The organism is Bradyrhizobium mercantei (assembly GCF_001982635.1).
In the GTDB taxonomy this organism is placed as follows: Bacteria; Pseudomonadota; Alphaproteobacteria; order Rhizobiales; family Xanthobacteraceae; genus Bradyrhizobium; species Bradyrhizobium mercantei.
Window position 1 is genome coordinate 267779 of the sequence record NZ_MKFI01000004.1, and the last position, 18095, is coordinate 285873.

The 18095-nt window shown below is 65.4% G+C and carries 11 protein-coding genes; 2 read left to right on the plus strand and 9 right to left on the minus strand.

All coding sequences use genetic code 11. The annotated features are described in order from the left end of the window. Position 1: 1 nt before the first annotated feature. Both BI327_RS19460 and BI327_RS19465 read right to left on the minus strand, forming a co-directional pair. The gene (locus BI327_RS19460) at positions 2-1588 is read right to left on the minus strand and encodes a B12-binding domain-containing radical SAM protein (RefSeq protein WP_076862418.1); all 1587 of its coding nucleotides are present in this window, start codon (positions 1586-1588) and stop codon (positions 2-4) included. 128 nt (positions 1589-1716) lie between these two features. Next, positions 1717-3099 (minus strand): ethanolamine ammonia-lyase subunit EutB, encoded by a 1383-nt coding sequence (locus BI327_RS19465; RefSeq protein ID WP_076862419.1) that lies wholly within the window; start codon positions 3097-3099, stop codon positions 1717-1719. A gap of 348 nt (positions 3100-3447) precedes the next feature. Here BI327_RS19465 and BI327_RS19470 point away from each other — a divergent pair, with 348 nt between their 5' ends. Then, positions 3448-5154 (plus strand): methyl-accepting chemotaxis protein, encoded by a 1707-nt coding sequence (locus tag BI327_RS19470; RefSeq protein WP_089025535.1) that lies wholly within the window; start codon positions 3448-3450, stop codon positions 5152-5154. Positions 5155-5326: 172 nt separating this feature from the next. After that, complete coding sequence (locus BI327_RS19475; protein WP_076862421.1) at positions 5327-6829, plus strand: sensor domain-containing diguanylate cyclase; 1503 nt, start codon at positions 5327-5329, stop codon at positions 6827-6829. A 42-nt stretch (positions 6830-6871) separates the two neighbouring features. Here BI327_RS19475 and BI327_RS19480 read toward each other — a convergent pair whose 3' ends face one another. The 7 genes from BI327_RS19480 to BI327_RS19510 all read right to left on the minus strand — a co-directional run bounded on the left by BI327_RS19480 (position 6872) and on the right by BI327_RS19510 (position 18079). Beyond that, on the minus strand, positions 6872-7750 hold the full coding sequence (locus tag BI327_RS19480) for a transglutaminase family protein (RefSeq protein WP_076862422.1): 879 nt from the start codon (positions 7748-7750) through the stop codon (positions 6872-6874). Beyond that, the gene (locus tag BI327_RS19485; RefSeq protein ID WP_076862423.1) at positions 7747-10290 is read right to left on the minus strand and encodes a circularly permuted type 2 ATP-grasp protein; all 2544 of its coding nucleotides are present in this window, start codon (positions 10288-10290) and stop codon (positions 7747-7749) included. Before BI327_RS19485 ends, BI327_RS19480 begins: the two co-directional genes overlap by 4 nt. Positions 10291-10312: 22 nt before the next feature. Next, positions 10313-13573: a transglutaminase family protein gene (locus tag BI327_RS19490; protein ID WP_076862424.1), complete on the minus strand. Its 3261-nt coding sequence runs from the start codon at positions 13571-13573 to the stop codon at positions 10313-10315. A gap of 143 nt (positions 13574-13716) precedes the next feature. Continuing rightward, on the minus strand, positions 13717-14220 hold the full coding sequence (locus BI327_RS19495; protein WP_076862425.1) for a GDSL-type esterase/lipase family protein: 504 nt from the start codon (positions 14218-14220) through the stop codon (positions 13717-13719). A gap of 236 nt (positions 14221-14456) precedes the next feature. Then, positions 14457-15980 (minus strand): UxaA family hydrolase, encoded by a 1524-nt coding sequence (locus BI327_RS19500; RefSeq protein WP_076862426.1) that lies wholly within the window; start codon positions 15978-15980, stop codon positions 14457-14459. Between the two features lie 185 nt (positions 15981-16165). After that, positions 16166-16942, minus strand: a complete 777-nt coding sequence (locus BI327_RS19505) for an HpcH/HpaI aldolase family protein (protein WP_076862427.1) — start codon at positions 16940-16942, stop codon at positions 16166-16168. Between the two features lie 51 nt (positions 16943-16993). Next, on the minus strand, positions 16994-18079 hold the full coding sequence (locus BI327_RS19510; RefSeq protein ID WP_076862428.1) for a malate/lactate/ureidoglycolate dehydrogenase: 1086 nt from the start codon (positions 18077-18079) through the stop codon (positions 16994-16996). Between the last annotated feature and the right edge of the window lie 16 nt (positions 18080-18095).

The following is an 18095-nucleotide window of genomic DNA, read 5'->3' on the forward strand; positions in this document are numbered from 1 at the left end:
GTTATTCGGCGGGAACGGAAGCCTCGCGCAGCCGGATCGAGTAGTTCGAGGCGTTCTGCCGGCCGCTGGAGGCGGCACGCGCAAACGTGATCAAGTGATGGGCAACCAGCGTCGCCGAGATCAGCCCCTCGATGTCGCCGCGCTTGAGCCGGCCCAGCGCAAATTTCCAGAACACGCGCCTGTAGTCGCCGAGCACGCCGACCTTCCAGAAGATGTTGCGCAGCATGATCAGGCCGCGCCGGATGTTGGCCCAGCTCTTCATCTCCGGGCTGACCGGCACCTTGATGCGGTTGGCATAGGTGTAGTTGCACTGATGCAAATAGCGCGCGAACAGCGTCTTCGGCTCGTAGGCGATTTCCATGCATTTGCGCCAGGAACTGACCACGTCCTCATAGGGCAGCAGGAACTCGACATTGGAGTCGCGACCGTCGTCATGGACCAGCCGCCCGGCCTTTTCGAGCCGGTCCCACAGCGGCGTCTTCGGCAGCGCCTGCAGCAAATTGATGGTGAGGAGCGGAATCCGGGACTCCTCGACAAAGGAGATCAGCGCGTCGCCGGTCTGGGGCTTGTCGGTATCGAGCCCCATGATGATGCCGGAGACCACCTCCATGCCGAACGAATTGATGGTGCGCACGCCCTCCAGGATCGGAACCATCATGTTCTGATCCTTGTGCATCGCCTTCAGCGCATCGGGATCGGGCGTCTCGATGCCGACGAAGATCGTCACGAAGAAGGCTTCGCGCATCTTCTCCAGGATCTCGGGGCGCTTGGCGATGTTGAGCGTCGCCTCGCAGGCGAGCCGCGTGACGTAGCCGGTCCGCTTCTGCCACTCGATCAGATGCGGCAACAGCTCGCTCGCCGCCTTGCGGTTGCCGATGAAATTGTCGTCGACGAAATAGACGGTATCGGTCGCGCCGCATGCGCGCAGCTTGTCGAGCTCGGCGATGATCTGCTGCGGCGACTTCAGGCGCGGATTGCGGCCATAGAGCCCGGGGATATCGCAGAACTCGCACTGATAGGGACAGCCCGAGGAGAACTGGATGCTGCCGAGGAAGTACTTCTTGGTTTCGGCGAGCTCATAGGCCGGCAGCGGAAAATCCGTCATCGGCAGGCGGTCGATGGTCTTCAGCACCACCTGCGCGTCGGGACGGCTGGTGTCCTCAGCGAGGCGCTTGATCAGCTCATTGGTGGCGTCGCCGAGCTCGCCGACGTGAAGGTAGTCGAATGACGGATAGTAGTCCGGGCAGGCGCTGACCGACGGACCGCCGATCGCGACCACGAGATCGTGGTCATGCGCGCGATGACAGATGTCGTTCATCTGCTGGCGCTGGATGTGCATACCACTGACGAACACCGCGTCCGCCCACTCAAAATCCTCCGCCGTTGCCGGACGCAGGTTCTCGTCGACGAAACGGACCGGCCAGTTCTCGGGAAGATAGGCGGCGATCAGCAGCAGGCCCTGCGGCGGCATGAACGCCTTGACGCCGTCGGTCAGGGGGTAGGCGTGCTCGAAGGTGCCAAACGACGACGTATAGCGCGGAAAGACGCAGAGGATACGCCGAACTGTGTTTATGCCCTCAGCTCTCATCAAATGACCCCGAAGCACCTGCAAATCTAACCACGGCGCGGAACGCTGGGCCAGAAATTCTTCAACATTGTGGCACTACTTAACGTCACAACGATGAGATAGTTGCTCTGCAGAATATCGCTATCCCGTCACGTCAAGAGCCTGGCAGCGAGGTCGGGCAGCCGCGCCGTATCGGCAATCAGGCGGAAGTCCTGCCCGGCAAGGCCTGCGCGCAACAGCCAGTCGTCGAATTCGGGCGCCCGCCTCAGACCGAACAGGTCGCGGATGTAGAGCGCATCGTGAAACGATGTCGACTGATAGTTCAGCATAACGTCATCCGCGCCCGGCACGCCCATGATGAAGTTCACGCCGGCAGCCGCGAGCAGCGTCAGGAGATTGTCCATATCGTCCTGATCGGCCTCGGCGTGGTTGGTGTAGCAGACGTCGATCCCGAGCGGCAGGCCGAGCAGCTTGCCGCAGAAATGATCCTCCAGCCCGGCGCGGATGATTTCCTTGCCGTCATAGAGGTATTCAGGACCGATGAAGCCGACCACGCTGTTGACGAGCAGCGGATCGAACGCGCGCGCCACCGCATAGGCCCGCGCCTCGCAGGTCTGCTGATCGACCTGGTGGTGGGCATTGGCCGACAGCGCCGAGCCCTGCCCGGTCTCGAAATACATCACATTGTCACCGACCGTGCCGCGGCGCAGCGACAGCCCCGCCTCACGCGCCTCCCGCAACAGCGACAGGTCGACGCCGAAGCTGCGGTTGGCGGCCTCGGTGCCGGCGATCGACTGGAACACGAGATCGACCGGCAGCCCCCGTCCGATCAGTCCGAGCGTGGTCGTGACATGGGTGAGCACGCAGCCCTGCGTCGGGATCTCGAGCCGGGTGATGATGTCGTCGAGGAGCCGCAGCAGGGTGCCAATGACCTTCGGATCGTCGCTCGCCGGATTTATGCCGATGCAGGCATCGCCCGATCCGAGCAGCAGCCCGTCGAGGATCGAGGCGGTGATGCCCTTGGGGTCGTCGAACGGATGGTTGGGCTGCAGCCGCGTGCTCATGCGCCCGCGCAAGCCGACGGTGTTGCGGAAGCGGGTCGTCACCTCGCATTTCTTCGCCACCAGGATCAGATCCTGGTTGCGCATCAGCTTCGACACCGCCGCCACCATCTCCGGCGTGATGCCGCGCGAGATCTTCCTGAGCGCATCAGTGGTGGCGGCATCCGACAGCAGCCAGTCGCGGAAGCCGCCGACGGTCAGCGACGACACCGGCAGGAAGCCGGCAACGTCGTGGCTGTCGAGGATCAGCCGGGTGACTTCGTCGTCCTCGTAGGGGATGACGGGCTCATCGAGGAATTGCTTGAGCGGCACGTTGGCCAGCGCCAGCCGTGCGGCAATCATCTCCTCCGCACTGTCGGCTGCGACGCCGGCCAGGCGATCGCCGGAACGCGGCGGCGAGGCCTTGGCAAGCAGGATGCGCAGATCGTCGAATGCGTAATTGGTGGCCTCGATGGTGTGACGATAGAGCATGGGAATTCGCGTCGCGGGCTGGGGCAGCGTAACCTAGCACCTCTTTGCGAAAGTCGCGCCATCAGCTTCGCCCGGTGCGCCCGCTGATGTTGATGGATGATGATGATGGCGGCGCGTCATTGGACAGCGCGGCCAGGCCAGCGGAACCCGGCAGGCTCGGTGCGCCATGTAAGACCTTGGTATTATTTAGAGATTTTAACGGTTGCGGCCACGGAAAACGCACGCATTAAGAAATTGTCCATGAAGATTTTGCATAAGCTTTAGTCGGCCGAAGGTACTCCCCGGCCTCTTGGAGTGCCCGCAATGCCCGCCCCCGCCACATCCCCCATCTCCACATCCGGGCCTCAAATGGCATCCCGATTCTCGCTTGCTGCCAGGCTGTACTCGACGTTTGCGCTGATTGCGGCGCTGACCGCGGCCATCACGTTCCTGTCCGAATACAATGCGCGGCGCAATGCCGAACTGACCGAGGCGGTCGACCTCGCGAGCCGTGCCGCACTCAATGTCGAACGGGTCAATTCACTGGTCTATGCCGTGGTGATGGAATCCCGCGGCATCTACATGTCGACCGACCCAGCGGCAGTGAAGAAATACGGCGCCGGGCTGCTGGCATTCAACGAACGCATTCTCGGCGTGGTGAAGAATTGGGAAACCCTGGTGCAGGCCGACGACGCGGCCCAGTTCGCCGTGTTCAAGAAGCGCATCGAGCAGTTCGTCGAATTTCGCAAAGAGCTGGTCCGCCGCGGCATCGAGATCGGCGCCGCAGCCGGCCGCGAGTGGGGCGACAACGACGCCAACCGCGACGTGCGCACCGCACTGAACAAGGATCTCGAGGCGCTCTCCAAAGTCTATGCCGAACGCAGCAAGAGGCTGGCGCAGCAGACCGACGCCAACCGCACGATGGCGCTGGTGCTGACCGGGCTCGGCGCGGCCGCCCTGATCGTGGTGCTGCTCGGCGTGCTGATCATCGCCCGCTCGGTGGCCCGGCCGCTGTCGCAGATCACCACGACCATCAAGCGCGTCGCCGAGGGCGCCGACCATGTTGAAGTGCCGCATGTCAATCGCGGCGACGAGATCGGCGCGCTGGCACGCGCCATCAAGGTGTTCCAGGAGGCGATGGACCGCAATCGCAGCCTGAACGCGCAAGTCGTGCAGGATTCCGCGGCCCGCGACGAACGCGGCCGGCACATCGAGGACTTCGTCGAAGCATTCCGCGGCACCATCGGTGAGGTGCTGCGCGCGGTGCACGACAATGCCGCGACGATGCGGCAGACCGCGCAGACCATCGCAACCGTCGCGACGAGCGCCAGCGGCCGGGCGGTTGCGGCGGCAGGCGCGACCGAACAGGCCTCGAGCAACGTCTCCGCCGTGGCCGGTGCGGCCGAAGAGCTGTCCGCCTCGGTCGAGGAGATCGGCCGCCAGGTCAAGCAATCCTCCGGCGCAGTCGATCAGGCCGGTGCGCGCACCGACCGGTCGATCACCGAGATCGAGAGCCTTGCCGCCACCACCCAGCGCATCGACGGCGTGCTGAGCCTGATCCAGGCGATCGCCGAGCAGACCAATCTGCTTGCCCTCAACGCCACCATCGAGGCTGCCCGTGCCGGCGATGCCGGCCGTGGCTTCGCTGTCGTCGCGCACGAGGTCAAGGCACTGGCCGGGCAAACCGCGAAGGCGACCGCCGAGATCAGCGAGAATGTCGGCCTGATCCAGGCTTCGACCCGCAACTCGGTAGCCGCCGTGCGCGAAATCGGCCAGGCCGTGCGCGAGATCAGCGACGTCACGTCGAATATCGCAAGCGCGATCAGCCAGCAGGACGCAGCCACGCGTGAAATCTCCGCCAACGCGCAGATGGCCGCCCAGGGCAATGAAACCCTGGTAACGAATGTCGGCTCGCTCCGCGACGACATGGACCAGACCAGCAAGGCGGCGGAATCAGTGCTTGCGGCATCGAATGATCTGACCGCAACCGCCGAGACGCTGTCGCGCGAGGTCGAGCAGTTCTTCCGCAACCTGCGCAGCGACGCCGCCGACGGCCTGCAGCGGACCGGAACCTGAACGGATCAGACCGACCGTCGCGGTGCCCGCGACCGGTTCCGGCCAATCCGGAATGGTTAAGACTCTCCCAATCCGCGCGCGCAAATTGCCAACGCTTGAGGTCGCCTTTCTCAATTTGATGCCCCCATAGAAAGTGGCAACGCGCGGGGGCGCCGAGAATTGGAAGCGAGCAATGAACGGGCTCATGCCAAAGCCGAAGGCGGTGCCGACCAAACGGCTCCTTGCGCTCGGGATCGGCCTCGTTTTGTGTTTTTCGGCGATCTGCGCATCCATCCTCTGGGAGATGGCTGGCAAGGACTATCAGCATGCGAAGGAAGGCGCGACCAACCTCGTCGCCTCCATCGCGAGCGAGATCGACCGCAACATCGAGCTCTACGACCTGTCGCTGCAGGCCGTCGCCGACGGCGTCAAGCTGCCGGAACTCGCCAAAATCAGCCCCGAGCTTCGCCAGGTCGTGCTGTTCGACCGCGCCGCCACCGCCAAGGATCTCGGCTCGATCCTCGTGCTGAATGCGGCAGGAGACGTCACGCTCGATTCCCGGACATTGACGCCGCGGAGCGCAAATTTCGCCGATCGAGACTTCTTCCGGGCGCACCAGACGCGCGCGAACGGCGGACTGTTCATCAGCGCTCCCTGGGTTACTCCGGACGGCGAGTATCTGATCAGCCTGAGCCGCCGCATCAGCAATGCCGACGGATCTTTCGCCGGCGTGGTCGCGGGCAGCATGCGGCTCAGCTATTTCCACAACCTGTTTCGCAAGCTGAACTTCGGCTCCGGCGACAGCATGGCGCTGTTCAACACCGATGGCATCATGCTGATGCGAATGCCTTTCGACATCGGCAAGATCGGGCAAAGCATCAAGGACTCCCTGGTCTTCAAGCAGTATCCGGCACGGCAATCCGGCTCCTACGTGACGAAATCGATCGTCGATCATGTCGGCCGCCTCTTTGTCTTTCAGGCGGTCGGACAGCATCCCCTGCTGATCATCGAGGGTCTCGCGTTGGACGGCATCTATGCCGACTGGTGGCAACAGCTCTGGCTGATCGGCAGCGTCGTGGCGGCGCTCTGCGGCTTCTCGATCATCCTGATGTTCTACCTGCTGGCCGCGCTCAAACGGCGGGCCGCTGCAGAAGGCCGGCTTGCGCACCTCGCGAGCACGGATGCACTGACCGGCCTCGCCAACCGCCGCAGGCTCGACGATACCCTCGACGTCGAATGGAGTCGCGGCATGCGCGCAAAGTCGCCGGTCTCGCTTCTGATGATCGACGTCGATCATTTCAAGGCGTTCAACGACACCTACGGACATCAGGCCGGCGACGTCGTGCTCGCCACCGTGGGACGGTGCATCGCAGACAGCACCAAACGCGCAACCGATCTCGGAGCGCGCTATGGCGGCGAGGAGTTTTCGGTGCTGCTGCCCGGCATCGGCAAGGCGGGCGCATTGGAAGTCGCCGAACGGATTCGCGCAAAGCTGACGGCCGCGCGCGAGTCCGAGCATGAATTGCCGACCGTCAGCATCGGACTGTCTTGCCTCGTCCCCGACCACGAGCGCACGTCGCGCGATCTGGTCAAGGCGGCGGACCTCGCGCTCTATCAAGCCAAGGCCGAAGGCCGCGACCGCGTCATCGTCAGCCCGATCGGGTGGGACAAATCGGGCAAACGGCACGTGGCCTGATCGAGATCGCGCCGGCGCAATCGCGCGCCCGCGCCGTCCTTCTCACTCCACCGGCAGCACGTCGACCGCGACGGCAAGCTTCTGCTTGCGCGCGCCGACGATGACGCCGTCGACCGGCGAGACATCGGCAAAGTCGCGGCCGATCGCGAGAATGATGTGGTCGCCGCCGACCATCAGATCGTTGGTCGGGTCGAAGCCGACCCAGCCGAGCTCGCTGCCGCACCAGACCGACACCCAGGCATGGGTCGCGTCGGCGCCCTGCAGCCGCGGCTGGCCCGGCGGCGGGATGGTGCGCAGATAGCCGCTGACATAGGCCGCAGGCAGGCCGAGGCCGCGCAGCCCCGCGATCATCACATGGGCAAAATCCTGGCAGACGCCGTGGCGCTTCTCGAATACATCGCGCAGCGGCGTCGAGATCACCGTCGCCTTCGGATCGTATTTGAAGTCGCCGCGGATGCGGCGCATCAGGTCGGCCGCCCCAGCGAGGATGCCGCCGCCGGGCGCAAAGCTCGCGGACGCATAGGCCGTCACCGGCCGCAGCACCGGCACAAGCGCGCTGGCAAAGACGTAGCCGACCGGCGAGGCCGCGTCGAGGCTCAACGCCTCGAACGCGTTGTCGCGCACGCTCTCCCAGCCAGGGCTCGCCGCGTCACGCGCCGGCGGCTGCCGCGTCACGGAGACCCGTGAGCGGGAATCGATGCGAAGGCTGCGATGCGCGGTCTCGATCAGGACGCTTTCGGTCAGCGTGCCGAAGAAGTCGCGCCGCGCGGTGCGCTCCGCGGGCCTCGGACGAATATCGATCGCATGCGAGATCAACTGCTGGCCGTCGCCGCTGATCGGCTCCAGCCGCAGCGAGCAGCGCGCGAAGCTGACCTGGGTCTCGTAGCTGTAGGTCGTGACGTGGCGGATGTCGTAGATCACGCCAGCCCCGTGAGCTTCTCCGGCCGGCTGGCATTCGGTCCGTGCGGGAAGTAATGCAGCCCGACCGCGTCGGCGAGATTGAGCAGGTCCTGCTCCAGTGCAAACAGCCTCTTGACGTCGAGGCTCGAGGCTTCGGCCGTCGTCAACATCGCCTCGACGGCGACCGCGAGCCGCTGCGGTCGCTCGATCAGGCCGTGCTCCTTCAGGCTCGGCAGCGCGGCGATATGCTCGTTCAGCGCCGCGACCTGGAATGCCACCGAGCGCGGATTGTAGGGGTCGAGCACCGCGAGATCGCGCACCGGTGTCAGCAGCGGCTGCACCAGATAGCGCGAGCGATAGGTGATCTGGCAGTCGACCAGTGTAAGCAGGACGTCGAGGTCCTCGTCACCGGCCTCGTCATAGGCGAACTGCCGGGCGAAGCGCGTGGTGTTGATGGCGCGCTCGGCGCGGCGCCCCATTTCGAGGAAGCGCCAGCCGGCGGCGCGATTCATGTTCTCCTGCGCAAGCCCGGCGAAGCTCGCGAGCTCCTGCAAGGTCAGTTCTGCGGCGCTGACGACGCCGTCATCGTCATGAACCTCGATCGCGAGCCGATCGGCCATCTCGGTGATGACCTGCCAGGCGTCGGGCGACAGCCGTTCGCGGAGCGACGTCGCAGTACGCTGCGCGGATCGCACCAGCGACAGCGCCGAGCCGAACTTCTCGTCGCTTTGCAGCGCTTCGAGCGCGACCTTGGCCGGATTGGTGCGCGCGGTCTGCGAGGCCCCGCCCCAGGCCACCAGCATGCGCTGGATGCGCTCGGCCGAATGCATTGCCGGTGCCGAACCATTCGAATTCGCCCGCGCCGGATCGCGCAGCGGCGTGCACAGCGCGCGGATCAGCCGGATGGTGGCCTCGGCGCGCTCGAGATAGCGGCCGAGCCAGAACAGATTGTCGGCGGCGCGGCTCGGCAGCACGCCGGCGATGCGACGGATGCGCACGGTGTCGCCCGCGGGCAGCAAGGTCGAGGTCGCAACCGCCTTGTCGGAAACCACCCAGACGTCGGCGGACACCGCGCCATCGCCCATCGACACGGCGCGCGCATCCGCCCGATCGGCAATCCGGCAGAAGCCGCCGGGCAACACGGTCCAGCCGTTCGGCGTCGCCGCCGCGAACACCCGCAGCACGAACGGCCGCGGCGCGATGCGGCCGTTCTCCCACACCGGCGTGGTCGACAGCCGCACCAGCTCCTGGCCGACATAGTCGATGCCGCGATGGCTGATCGCATCCTTCAGACGGTCGCGGTCCGCCGCCGACAATTCGCCCGGGAGCACTGGGCCATCCCCTGGAAAATCCGCAACGCCGCGGCCATAGGCTCCCTCGATCGCGAATTCGTCGAGCCGTGACAGAACCTGCTCGCGGGCGGATTTCTGACCGCACCACCAGGTCGCGATGTGCGGCATCATCAGGTCTTCGGAGAGCAGGCGCCGGCACAAATTGGGCAGAAAGCCGAGCAGCGCCCTCGCCTCCATCACGCCGGAGCCCGGCATGTTGGCGACCACGGCGCCGCCCTTGCGCAGCACCTCGACGAGGCCGGGCACGCCGAGATAGGACGACGCATCGAGCTCGAGCGGATCGAGCATGTTGGAATCGACCCGGCGCAGCAGCACGTCGAGCCGCTTCAATCCGGCAACGGTGCGGATGTGGATGCGGTCGCCGGAGACCGCGAGATCGTCGCCCTCGACCAGCAGAAAGCCGAGATAGCGCGCGAGCGTGGCGTGCTCGAAATAGGTCTCGCTGAACGCGCCCGGCGTGAGCAGGCCGATCCGCGGCTCGTCGCGGTCGGCGCTGGCGCGGAGTGAATCGCGGAACGCTTCGAAGAACGGCGCGACGCGTTCGACATTCATCGACTTGTAGAGATTGGAAAAGGCGCGCGACAGCACCAGGCGGTTTTCCAGCGCATAGCCCGCGCCCGACGGCGCCTGCGTGCGATCGCCGAGCACCCACCAGCGGCCGTCAGGTCCGCGGCCGATATCGGCGGCGTAGAGATGCAGATGGCGGCCGCCCGGCGGCTTGATGCCGCTGACCGCGCGCAGATATTCGCCGCTGCCGGCGATCGCAGCGGCAGGGATCGCGCCATCGGCGACGAGACGGCCCTCGCCGTAGAGATCGGCCAGCACCATTTCCAGAAGCTGCGCCCGCTGTGCGACGCCGGCGGCGAGCTGGCGCCAGTCGGCCGCGTCGATGATCAGGGGCAGATGACTGAGCGGCCAGATCCGGTCCGACGTATCGCCGGGCGCGCGATAGGTGACGCCGGCCTCGCGCAGATGGCGATCGGCGGAGGCGAAGCGGCGCTCGATATCGGCCGGCGACAGCGCGGCAAAGGCGTCGAAGAAGCGGGCCCAGGCCGGCCGCGGCGCGCCGTCTTCGGCAATGTATTCGTCGGGAATGCCGGGCAGCCGGACGTAGTCGCGGGTCCATTGCGCCATCCGGCGCTGACCGGGCCGGGCCCGGCTCTCCTGACTGCTGCCTTGGCTGCTTCCTTGGCCACCCGATGCGGTCATTGCACACTTCCCCTGCAGCCAATTAGTGCAGGAGCGGCGTCCGCAAGTCGAGGGTCAAGGGAAACTCAATTGTGCGTTCCTCCGGCGGCGTCTCGATCCTGCCGGGGGTGTGGCCGTGTTCCTGGAAGCGCGCCAGCCGCCGCGCCTCGGCCTCGTAGGAATTGACCGGCTTGGTCTCGTAGTTGCGGCCGCCGGGGTGGGCGACGTGATAGACGCAGCCGCCGAGCGAGCGGCCGTTCCAGCTGTCGATCAGGTCGAACGTCAGCGGCGCATGCACGGGAATGGTCGGATGCAGGCCGGAGGCCGGCTGCCAGGCCTTGAAGCGGACGCCGGCGACCGCCTCGCCGGGGCGGCCGGTCTCGGTCATCGGCATGCGCCGGCCGTTGCAGGTGATGACGTGGCGGCCCTCGACGAACCCCGTCGCCTTCACCTGTAGCCGCTCGACCGAGGAATCGACGTAGCGCACGGTGCCGCCCGACGTGCCCTCCTCGCCCAGCACGTGCCAGGGCTCGAGCGCCTGCCGCAGCTCGAGGCCGACGCCGCCGTGATGGACCCGGCCGAAGGCAGGGAAGCGGAATTCGAGCTGGGCCTGATACCACTCCGGCTCGACGTCGTAGCCGGATTGCTTGAGCTCGCCGAGCACACCCAGAAAATCCTCCCAGAGGAAGTGCGGCAGCATGAAGCGGTCGTGCAGCGCGGTGCCCCAGCGCACGAACTTGCCCTGCTGCGGCTCGCGCCACAGCTTTGCGATCAGCGCGCGGATCAAGAGCTGCTGCGCCAGCGACATGCGCGGATCGGGCGGCATTTCGAGCGCGCGGAATTCGACCAGGCCGAGCCGGCCGGTCGGGCCGTCAGGCGAATAGAGCTTGTCGATGCAGATCTCGGCGCGATGGGTGTTGCCGGTGATGTCGACCAGGATGTGCCGGAACAGCCGGTCGACCAGCCACAGCGGCGCGTCCATGCCTGGCGGCGGCACGTGCGACAGCGCGATCTCGAGCTCATAGAGCCCGTCATGCCGCGCCTCGTCGATCCGCGGCGCCTGACTGGTCGGGCCGATGAACATGCCGGAGAACAGATAGGACAGCGACGGATGCCGCTGCCAATACAGCACGAGGCTCTTCAACAAATCCGGCCGGCGCAGGAACGGCGAATCCTCCGGCTTGCTGCCGCCGACCACGATGTGATTGCCGCCGCCAGTGCCGGTGTGACGGCCGTCGATCAGGAAACGGTTGGCCCCTAACCGCGTCTTCGCGGAGTCCTCATAGAGGCCGAGCGTGATGTCGACTGCCTCGCGCCAGCTCTGCGCCGGCTGCACATTGATCTCGATCACGCCGGGATCGGGCGTCACCTTGATCACCTCGATGCGCGGATCGAAGGGCGGCGAATAGCCTTCGACATGCACCGCGAGCTGCGTTTCCTCGGCGGTCGCCTCGATTGCCGTGATCAGTTCGAGATAGTCATCGACCTTTTCGACCGGCGGCATGAAGACGCAGAGCACGCCGTCACGGACTTCGATCGCCATTGCGGTGCGCACCGGCAGCGGCTCGGGGATGTCCTTCAGCGCCTGCTTCAGCTCGGCGTCGGCAAGCGCCTCGCGGGGCGCCATCGGATCCTGCTCGACGATGTAAGGATAGTCTTCCGGCGGGACATGTTCGAGCGAGCCGATCGGCAGCCGCAGGCCGAGCGGCGAATCGCCGGGTGATGCGAACAGATGGCTGCGGCGGATCTTCCAGTGCTCGCTACGCCAGCGCGCGGGGATTTTATCGGCCAGCGGCGTCCAACGCTGGATCGGCAGCACAAAGCCTTTCGGCGTCGTCAATCCCTCGTCGAACACCCGCGCCAGACGCGCGCGCTCTTCGGCATCCGTCAGCTTGGAGTTATCCGGCGTGACGTTGGCCGGCAGCCCGGCTTCTCGCTGCAGCCAGAACGCCGGGTCTTCATAAGCCGGCATCACATAGTCGGCGCCGAGCCCGAGCTTCTTCGCGGTGCCGACGACAAAGCGCTCAGCATCGGCAACCTCGGCCTTGCGCGGATTCTCGATCGACGCGATCAGATCGGCGTTCTTCCAGATCGGCTTGCCGTCCTTGCGCCAGTACAGCCCGAACGCCCAGCGCGGCAGGCTCTCGCCGGGATACCATTTGCCCTGGCCGTAATGCAGCAGGCCGCCGGGCGCAAACCGCGTGCGCAGCTTGCGGATCAATTCGTCGGCGAGCGCGCGCTTGGTTGGACCGACCGCGGCAACGTTCCACTCCGGCGATTCCAGGTCGTCGACCGAGACGAAGGTCGGCTCGCCGCCCATGGTGAGCCGCACGTCGCCCTTCACCAAGTCAGCATCGATCTGCTCACCGAGCCGGTCGAGCCGCGCCCATGATGCATCCGAAAACGGCCTCGTGATGCGCGGCGCCTCGCGGATGCGCTTGACGCTCATCTCGAAGCCGAACTCGACATTGGCGGCGCCTGCAGTGCCGGTCACCGGCGCAGCTGAGCGGAAGTGCGGCGTGGCGCAGACCGGGATGTGGCCTTCGCCCGTCAGCATGCCGGAGGTGACGTCGAAACCGATCCAGCCCGCGCCCGGCAGATAGACCTCGGCCCAGGCGTGCAGATCGGTGAAGTCGCTCTCGACCTCGCGCGGCCCCTCGAGCGGATCGATGTCGGGCCGCAGCTGAATGAGATATCCGGAGACGAAGCGTGCGGCGAGGCCGAGATGGCGCAGCGTCTGGATCAAAAGCCACGCCGAGTCACGGCAGGAGCCGGAGCAAGCCGCCAGCGTCTCCTCCGGCGTCTGGATGCCGGCCTCCATGCGGATCACGTAGCTGATTTTCTTCTGCAACTGCGCGTTCAGCTCGACCAGGAAATTGACCGCGCTGTCGGCCTGGCGCGGAATGTCCTTCAGGTAGGCCGCGAACAATGGCCCGGGCTCGTCGGTTTCAAGATACGGCGCGAGCTCGGTCTTGAGATCGCCGGGATATGCGAACGGAAAGCTGTTGGCGTAGGGCTCGACGAAAAAGTCGAACGGATTGACCACCGTCATCTCGGCGGTGAAGTCGACCTCGACCTTGAGCTCGGTCGCCTTCTCCGGAAACACGTAGCGCGCCAGCCAGTTGCCCTGCGGGTCCTGCTGCCAGTTCACGAAATGATTTGATGGCGTGACCTTGAGCGAATAGCTCAGGATCGGCGTGCGGGTGTGCGGCGCGGGCCGGAGCCGAATGGTCTGGGGCCCGAGATCGATCGGCCGGTCGTATTTGTAGTGCGTGACGTGATGCAGTGCGACGAAGATCGACACGGACCAAGGACTCCAGCAGCTTTTTTGAGCAGAACACTGGTTCCGGTCGACATCAAGCACTAACAACGGGCACGGGGTGCCCAGGAATTATCCGCGCGTTGTCCCAGAGCTCAGCGGTTGGCGCCGCTGATTGCCGTCGCCGGCTAGCGGCCAATCGCGCCGGAGACCTGCGAGGCAAGCGACTGGGCGAGCATGTGGTAGCCCTCGGGGGTCAAATGCACACCGTCGGGCTGATGGGGGAGTCCGCCCAGCATGCCGTTGGAGAGCATGATCACCGTGATGCCGCGGGCGCTGAGACGGCTTTGAATATCAGCCGTCCGGTCAGGGCTGCCCTTGCGCCGATCGTTGCCGCCCGGCTGCAAGACAACCGCGCGGGTCCCGTTCGGGACGGCCTGGTCCAGGCGTTGCAGCATCCCTTCCGTGGTGTCGCCATTGATGCCGGCGTTCACGACATGGACGTTCAATCCCTTTGCCCGCAAGATCGCTTCGAGCTGCGCGGGATAGGCCTGATTGCGCGCCACGCCCTTGCCGTAGGTGTTGCTCGCGCCAAGCGCCACGACGGTGGCGGCGTCGGCTGAGCTGACGCCAAGCGTCAAAGCGGCCAGCAATGCGAAGCATCCAATAAACCCGAACCGAAGCGCGCGCATGTCTTCTCCGTCCAGTCGTAGCCTGGATGGAGCGTAGCGCAATCTGGGGCGTTTCGGAAACTGCAGTCGTCGTCCCTGCCTAGTGCGCAATTGCGCACGGGAGCAGGGACCCATACCGCGTGATCTATCGATTCGAGGCGGTGGTGGATACTTTTCACATAACCATGGCCGGTGGTTATGGGTCCCTGCTTTCGCAGGGACGACAGCGGAGTGGAGGCCGGACCTCGGCTTCTAAATTACATCGTCGCGCCGAGCACCCACGGCGCGAACTCGGCACCGCCGAAATCAAAGCTCTCGCTCTTGGTCTGCTGGCCCGAGGCGGTCTTGAGGATGAGGTCGAAGATGCGCTGGCCGCATTCCTGCACGCTCTCCTCGCCGTCGAGAATGGTGCCGCAGTTGACGTCCATGTCGTCTTCCATCCGCTTGTACATCGGCGTGTTGGTGGCGAGCTTGATCGACGGCGCCGGCTTGCAGCCGAACACGCTGCCGCGGCCAGTGGTGAAGCAGACGAGGTTTGCGCCGCCGGCGACCTGCCCGGTGGCGGCGACCGGGTCGTAGCCGGGCGTGTCCATGAACACAAAGCCCTTCTTGGTGACGGGCTCGGCGTAATGCAGTACGTCGACGAGGTTGGTGCTGCCGGCCTTGGCCATGGCGCCGAGCGACTTCTCCAAAATGGTGGTGAGGCCGCCGGCCTTGTTGCCGGGGCTAGGATTGGCGTTCATCTCGGCGCCTTCGCGCTGGGTGTATTCCTCCCACCAGCGCATCAGCCCGACCAGCTTCTCGCCGACCTCGCGGCTGACGGCGCGACGCGTCAGCAGATGCTCGGCGCCGTAGGTCTCCGGAGTCTCGGAGAGGATCACCGTGCCGCCGTGACGAACCAAGAGATCGCTCGCCGCGCCGAGCGCCGGATTGGCCGACACGCCGGAATAGCCGTCCGAGCCGCCGCATTGCAGCGCCACGGTCAACTCACTTGCCGGCACGGCCTCGCGCTTGACCTTGTTGGCATCCGCGAGCGCTTCCTTCACGAAGGCCACGCCGGCTTCCACGGTCTTGCGGGTGCCGCCGACCTCCTGGATGTCCATCGCGCGCAGGCGGCCGGCGAGCTTCTGCTCCTGCATCAGGCCGCCGATCTGGTTCACCTCGCAGCCGAGGCCGAGCACGATGACGTTGGAGAAATTGACGTGCCGCGCGTAGCCGCCGAGGGTGCGGCGGAGCAGCGCCAAGGGCTCGTCCTGGGTCATGCCGCAGCCGGTCTTGTGTGTCAGCGCGACGACGCCGTCGACATTCGGGTAATCGGCGAGCGGATTATCGCCGGTGAACGGATTCTTCTTGAACATGTCGGCGACGATGCCGGCGACATGGGCGCTGCAATTCACCGAGGTGAGGATACCGATATAGTTGCGCGTCGCGACGCGACCGTCAGCGCGGCGAATGCCCTCGAACGTTGCCGGCAAATCGAAATTCGGCACCGGCTTGACGTCGACCCCATAAGCATAGTCCTTGGCAAAATCGCCCATGCCGCAGTTCTGGGTGTGCACATGCTGGCCGGGCGCGATCGGCTGCGTTGCGAAGCCGATGATCTGTCCGTAACGGCGGACCGGCTCGCCTTGCGCGATCGGCTTGATCGCGACCTTGTGGCCGGCCGGAATGCGATCGACCGTGGTGACGCCCTCGCTCACCTCGAGCCCCGGCGGCAGGCTCGCGCGCGCGATCAGGACGCTGTCGTCGGCGTGCAGGCGGATCACTTGTGCCGAGGCCATGGGAGTTCTCCTTTGAAGTTCTTCACCTCTCCCCGCCCTTTTGCGGGGAGAAGTCGAATTTTCGCGAAGCGAGAATTCGGGTGAGGGGCGAAGCACTATTTCAATTAAAGCGATGGTACTCGCCAGATAGAAGCCCCTCACCCCAACCCTCTCCCCGCTGGCGCGGGGCGAGGGAGAGGATCCAGTTACGCCTTGCCGCCGGACTTCTCGCGGGTCTGGTTGACCTGCATCCTGGCATAGACCTGCATCAGGCCGACTTCGTTCGACAGCGTCACGAGCTTGAAGCCCATGTTGATCGCGCGCACCGCGCCTTCGGCGCCCGAGCAGTGGATGCCGGGGTTGAGGCCGCGCTTGCCGCACTCCTTGATGATCTTCTCGTAGATCTTGAGGATCTCCGGCTCGTCGCGATCGAGCTTCGGCACCAGGCCGTAGGAGAAGCCGAGATCCGACGGGCCGATATAGACGCCGTCGATGCCTTCGACATCGAGGATCGCTTCCATGTTCTCGACCGCGGTCTTGGTCTCCATCATCGGCAGCAGCACGATCTCGTCGTTGGCGGTCTGCTGATAGGTGCCGGCCGAGCCGTACATGCCGGCGCGGATCGGACCGTTGGAGCGCACGCCCTTCGGCGGATACTTCGCGTAGGAGACGAGGTTCTTGGCTTCCTGCGGCGTATTGACCATCGGGCAGATCACGCCATAGGCGCCTCCGTCCAGCACCTTGCCGATGATGCCGGGCTCATTCCAGGGCACGCGGACCATCGGCGTCACCGGATGGGCATGCATCGCCTGGAAGCATTGCACCATCGACTGATAATCCTGCACACCGTGCTGCATGTCGACAGTGACGCTGTCGAAGCCGCATTGCGCGATCACTTCGGCCGAAAACCCGGAGGGGATCGCGAGCCACGCGTTGACCACCGCCTTGCCCGATGCCCAGACCTGCTTGACCTTGTTTGCCATTGATTGCGTTTCCTTTTGTGGTTCTCGGAGGTTTTCTTGGGAAAGCGGACCTCAGCTGGTCGCCCGCTGGATCGAGACTTCGCTGACGCCGACTTCGCGCGCGGTATTCACTATCGCCGCCCAGGTGTCGTCAGGCAAGGGGATGCCGTTCCTGGTGCGATCGGCGCGGGTCTTGCGCTCGGGATCACCCGGAACCAGCACGGAATCCGTGCCCGCAATCGGCTTGGTGGCGCGGATGAAATCGGTGTAGCGGGTGATCTCACCGTCGAAGAAATTGCTGGTGTCGATCACCTTGGGATCGATGTAGAACGCCATCATGCCGTTGGCGAAACGCCGGTCCGACGATGTCGCGCCGGTGCCGGTGAGCGCGCCACCGAGCAGCTCGCAGATGAAGGCGAGGCCCGAGCCCTTGTGATCGCCGAAGGCACGGATCGCGCCGGTTCCCTTGGTATGGTCGCGCGGCCCGTCGGGCGTGTACGGACCGTACAGCACGTGCGGGTCCTCGCTCAGCGTGCCGTCGGCATCGACCAGCGCGCCGATCGGCAGCTTCTTGCCGCCGCGGCTTGCCACCAGGCACTTGCCTTCGGCGACAACAGACGTGGCGAAATCGAGCACGATCGGGTCCTGGCCCTGGCGCGGAATGCCGACGCAATAGGGCGCGGTCGACAGCCGCTTCTCGACACCGCCGTAAGGCGCGACCAAGAGCGAGCCCGCCGCGGTGACGAAATGAATTGAAACAAGGCCCTCGGCAGCGGCCATTTCGGCCCAGTCGCCGACACGGCCAAGATGGCCCGAGTTGCGCAGCGCGACCGCGGCGAGCCCGGCCTTCTTGCACTTCTCGATGCCGAGCTTCACCGCGATCGGCGTGACGGTCTGGCCGTAGCCGAACTTGCCGTCGACCACCGCGAGCGACGGCGTGTCGACCACGACCTCTGGGGTCTGGTTCGGCACGATCGAGCCCATCTTCTTCCACCTGACATAGACGGGAACGCGGATCACGCCGTGGCTGTCGTGGCCCGTCAGGTTCGCGGTCGTCAGATAGGTCGCGATGCGCTTGGCCTCTTCCGGAGAGGACTCCGAATGGGAAAACACCTCGGACACGAAGTTGATGAGGTTATCGACCTTGATGGTGACCATGAAAAACTAGCTCGCT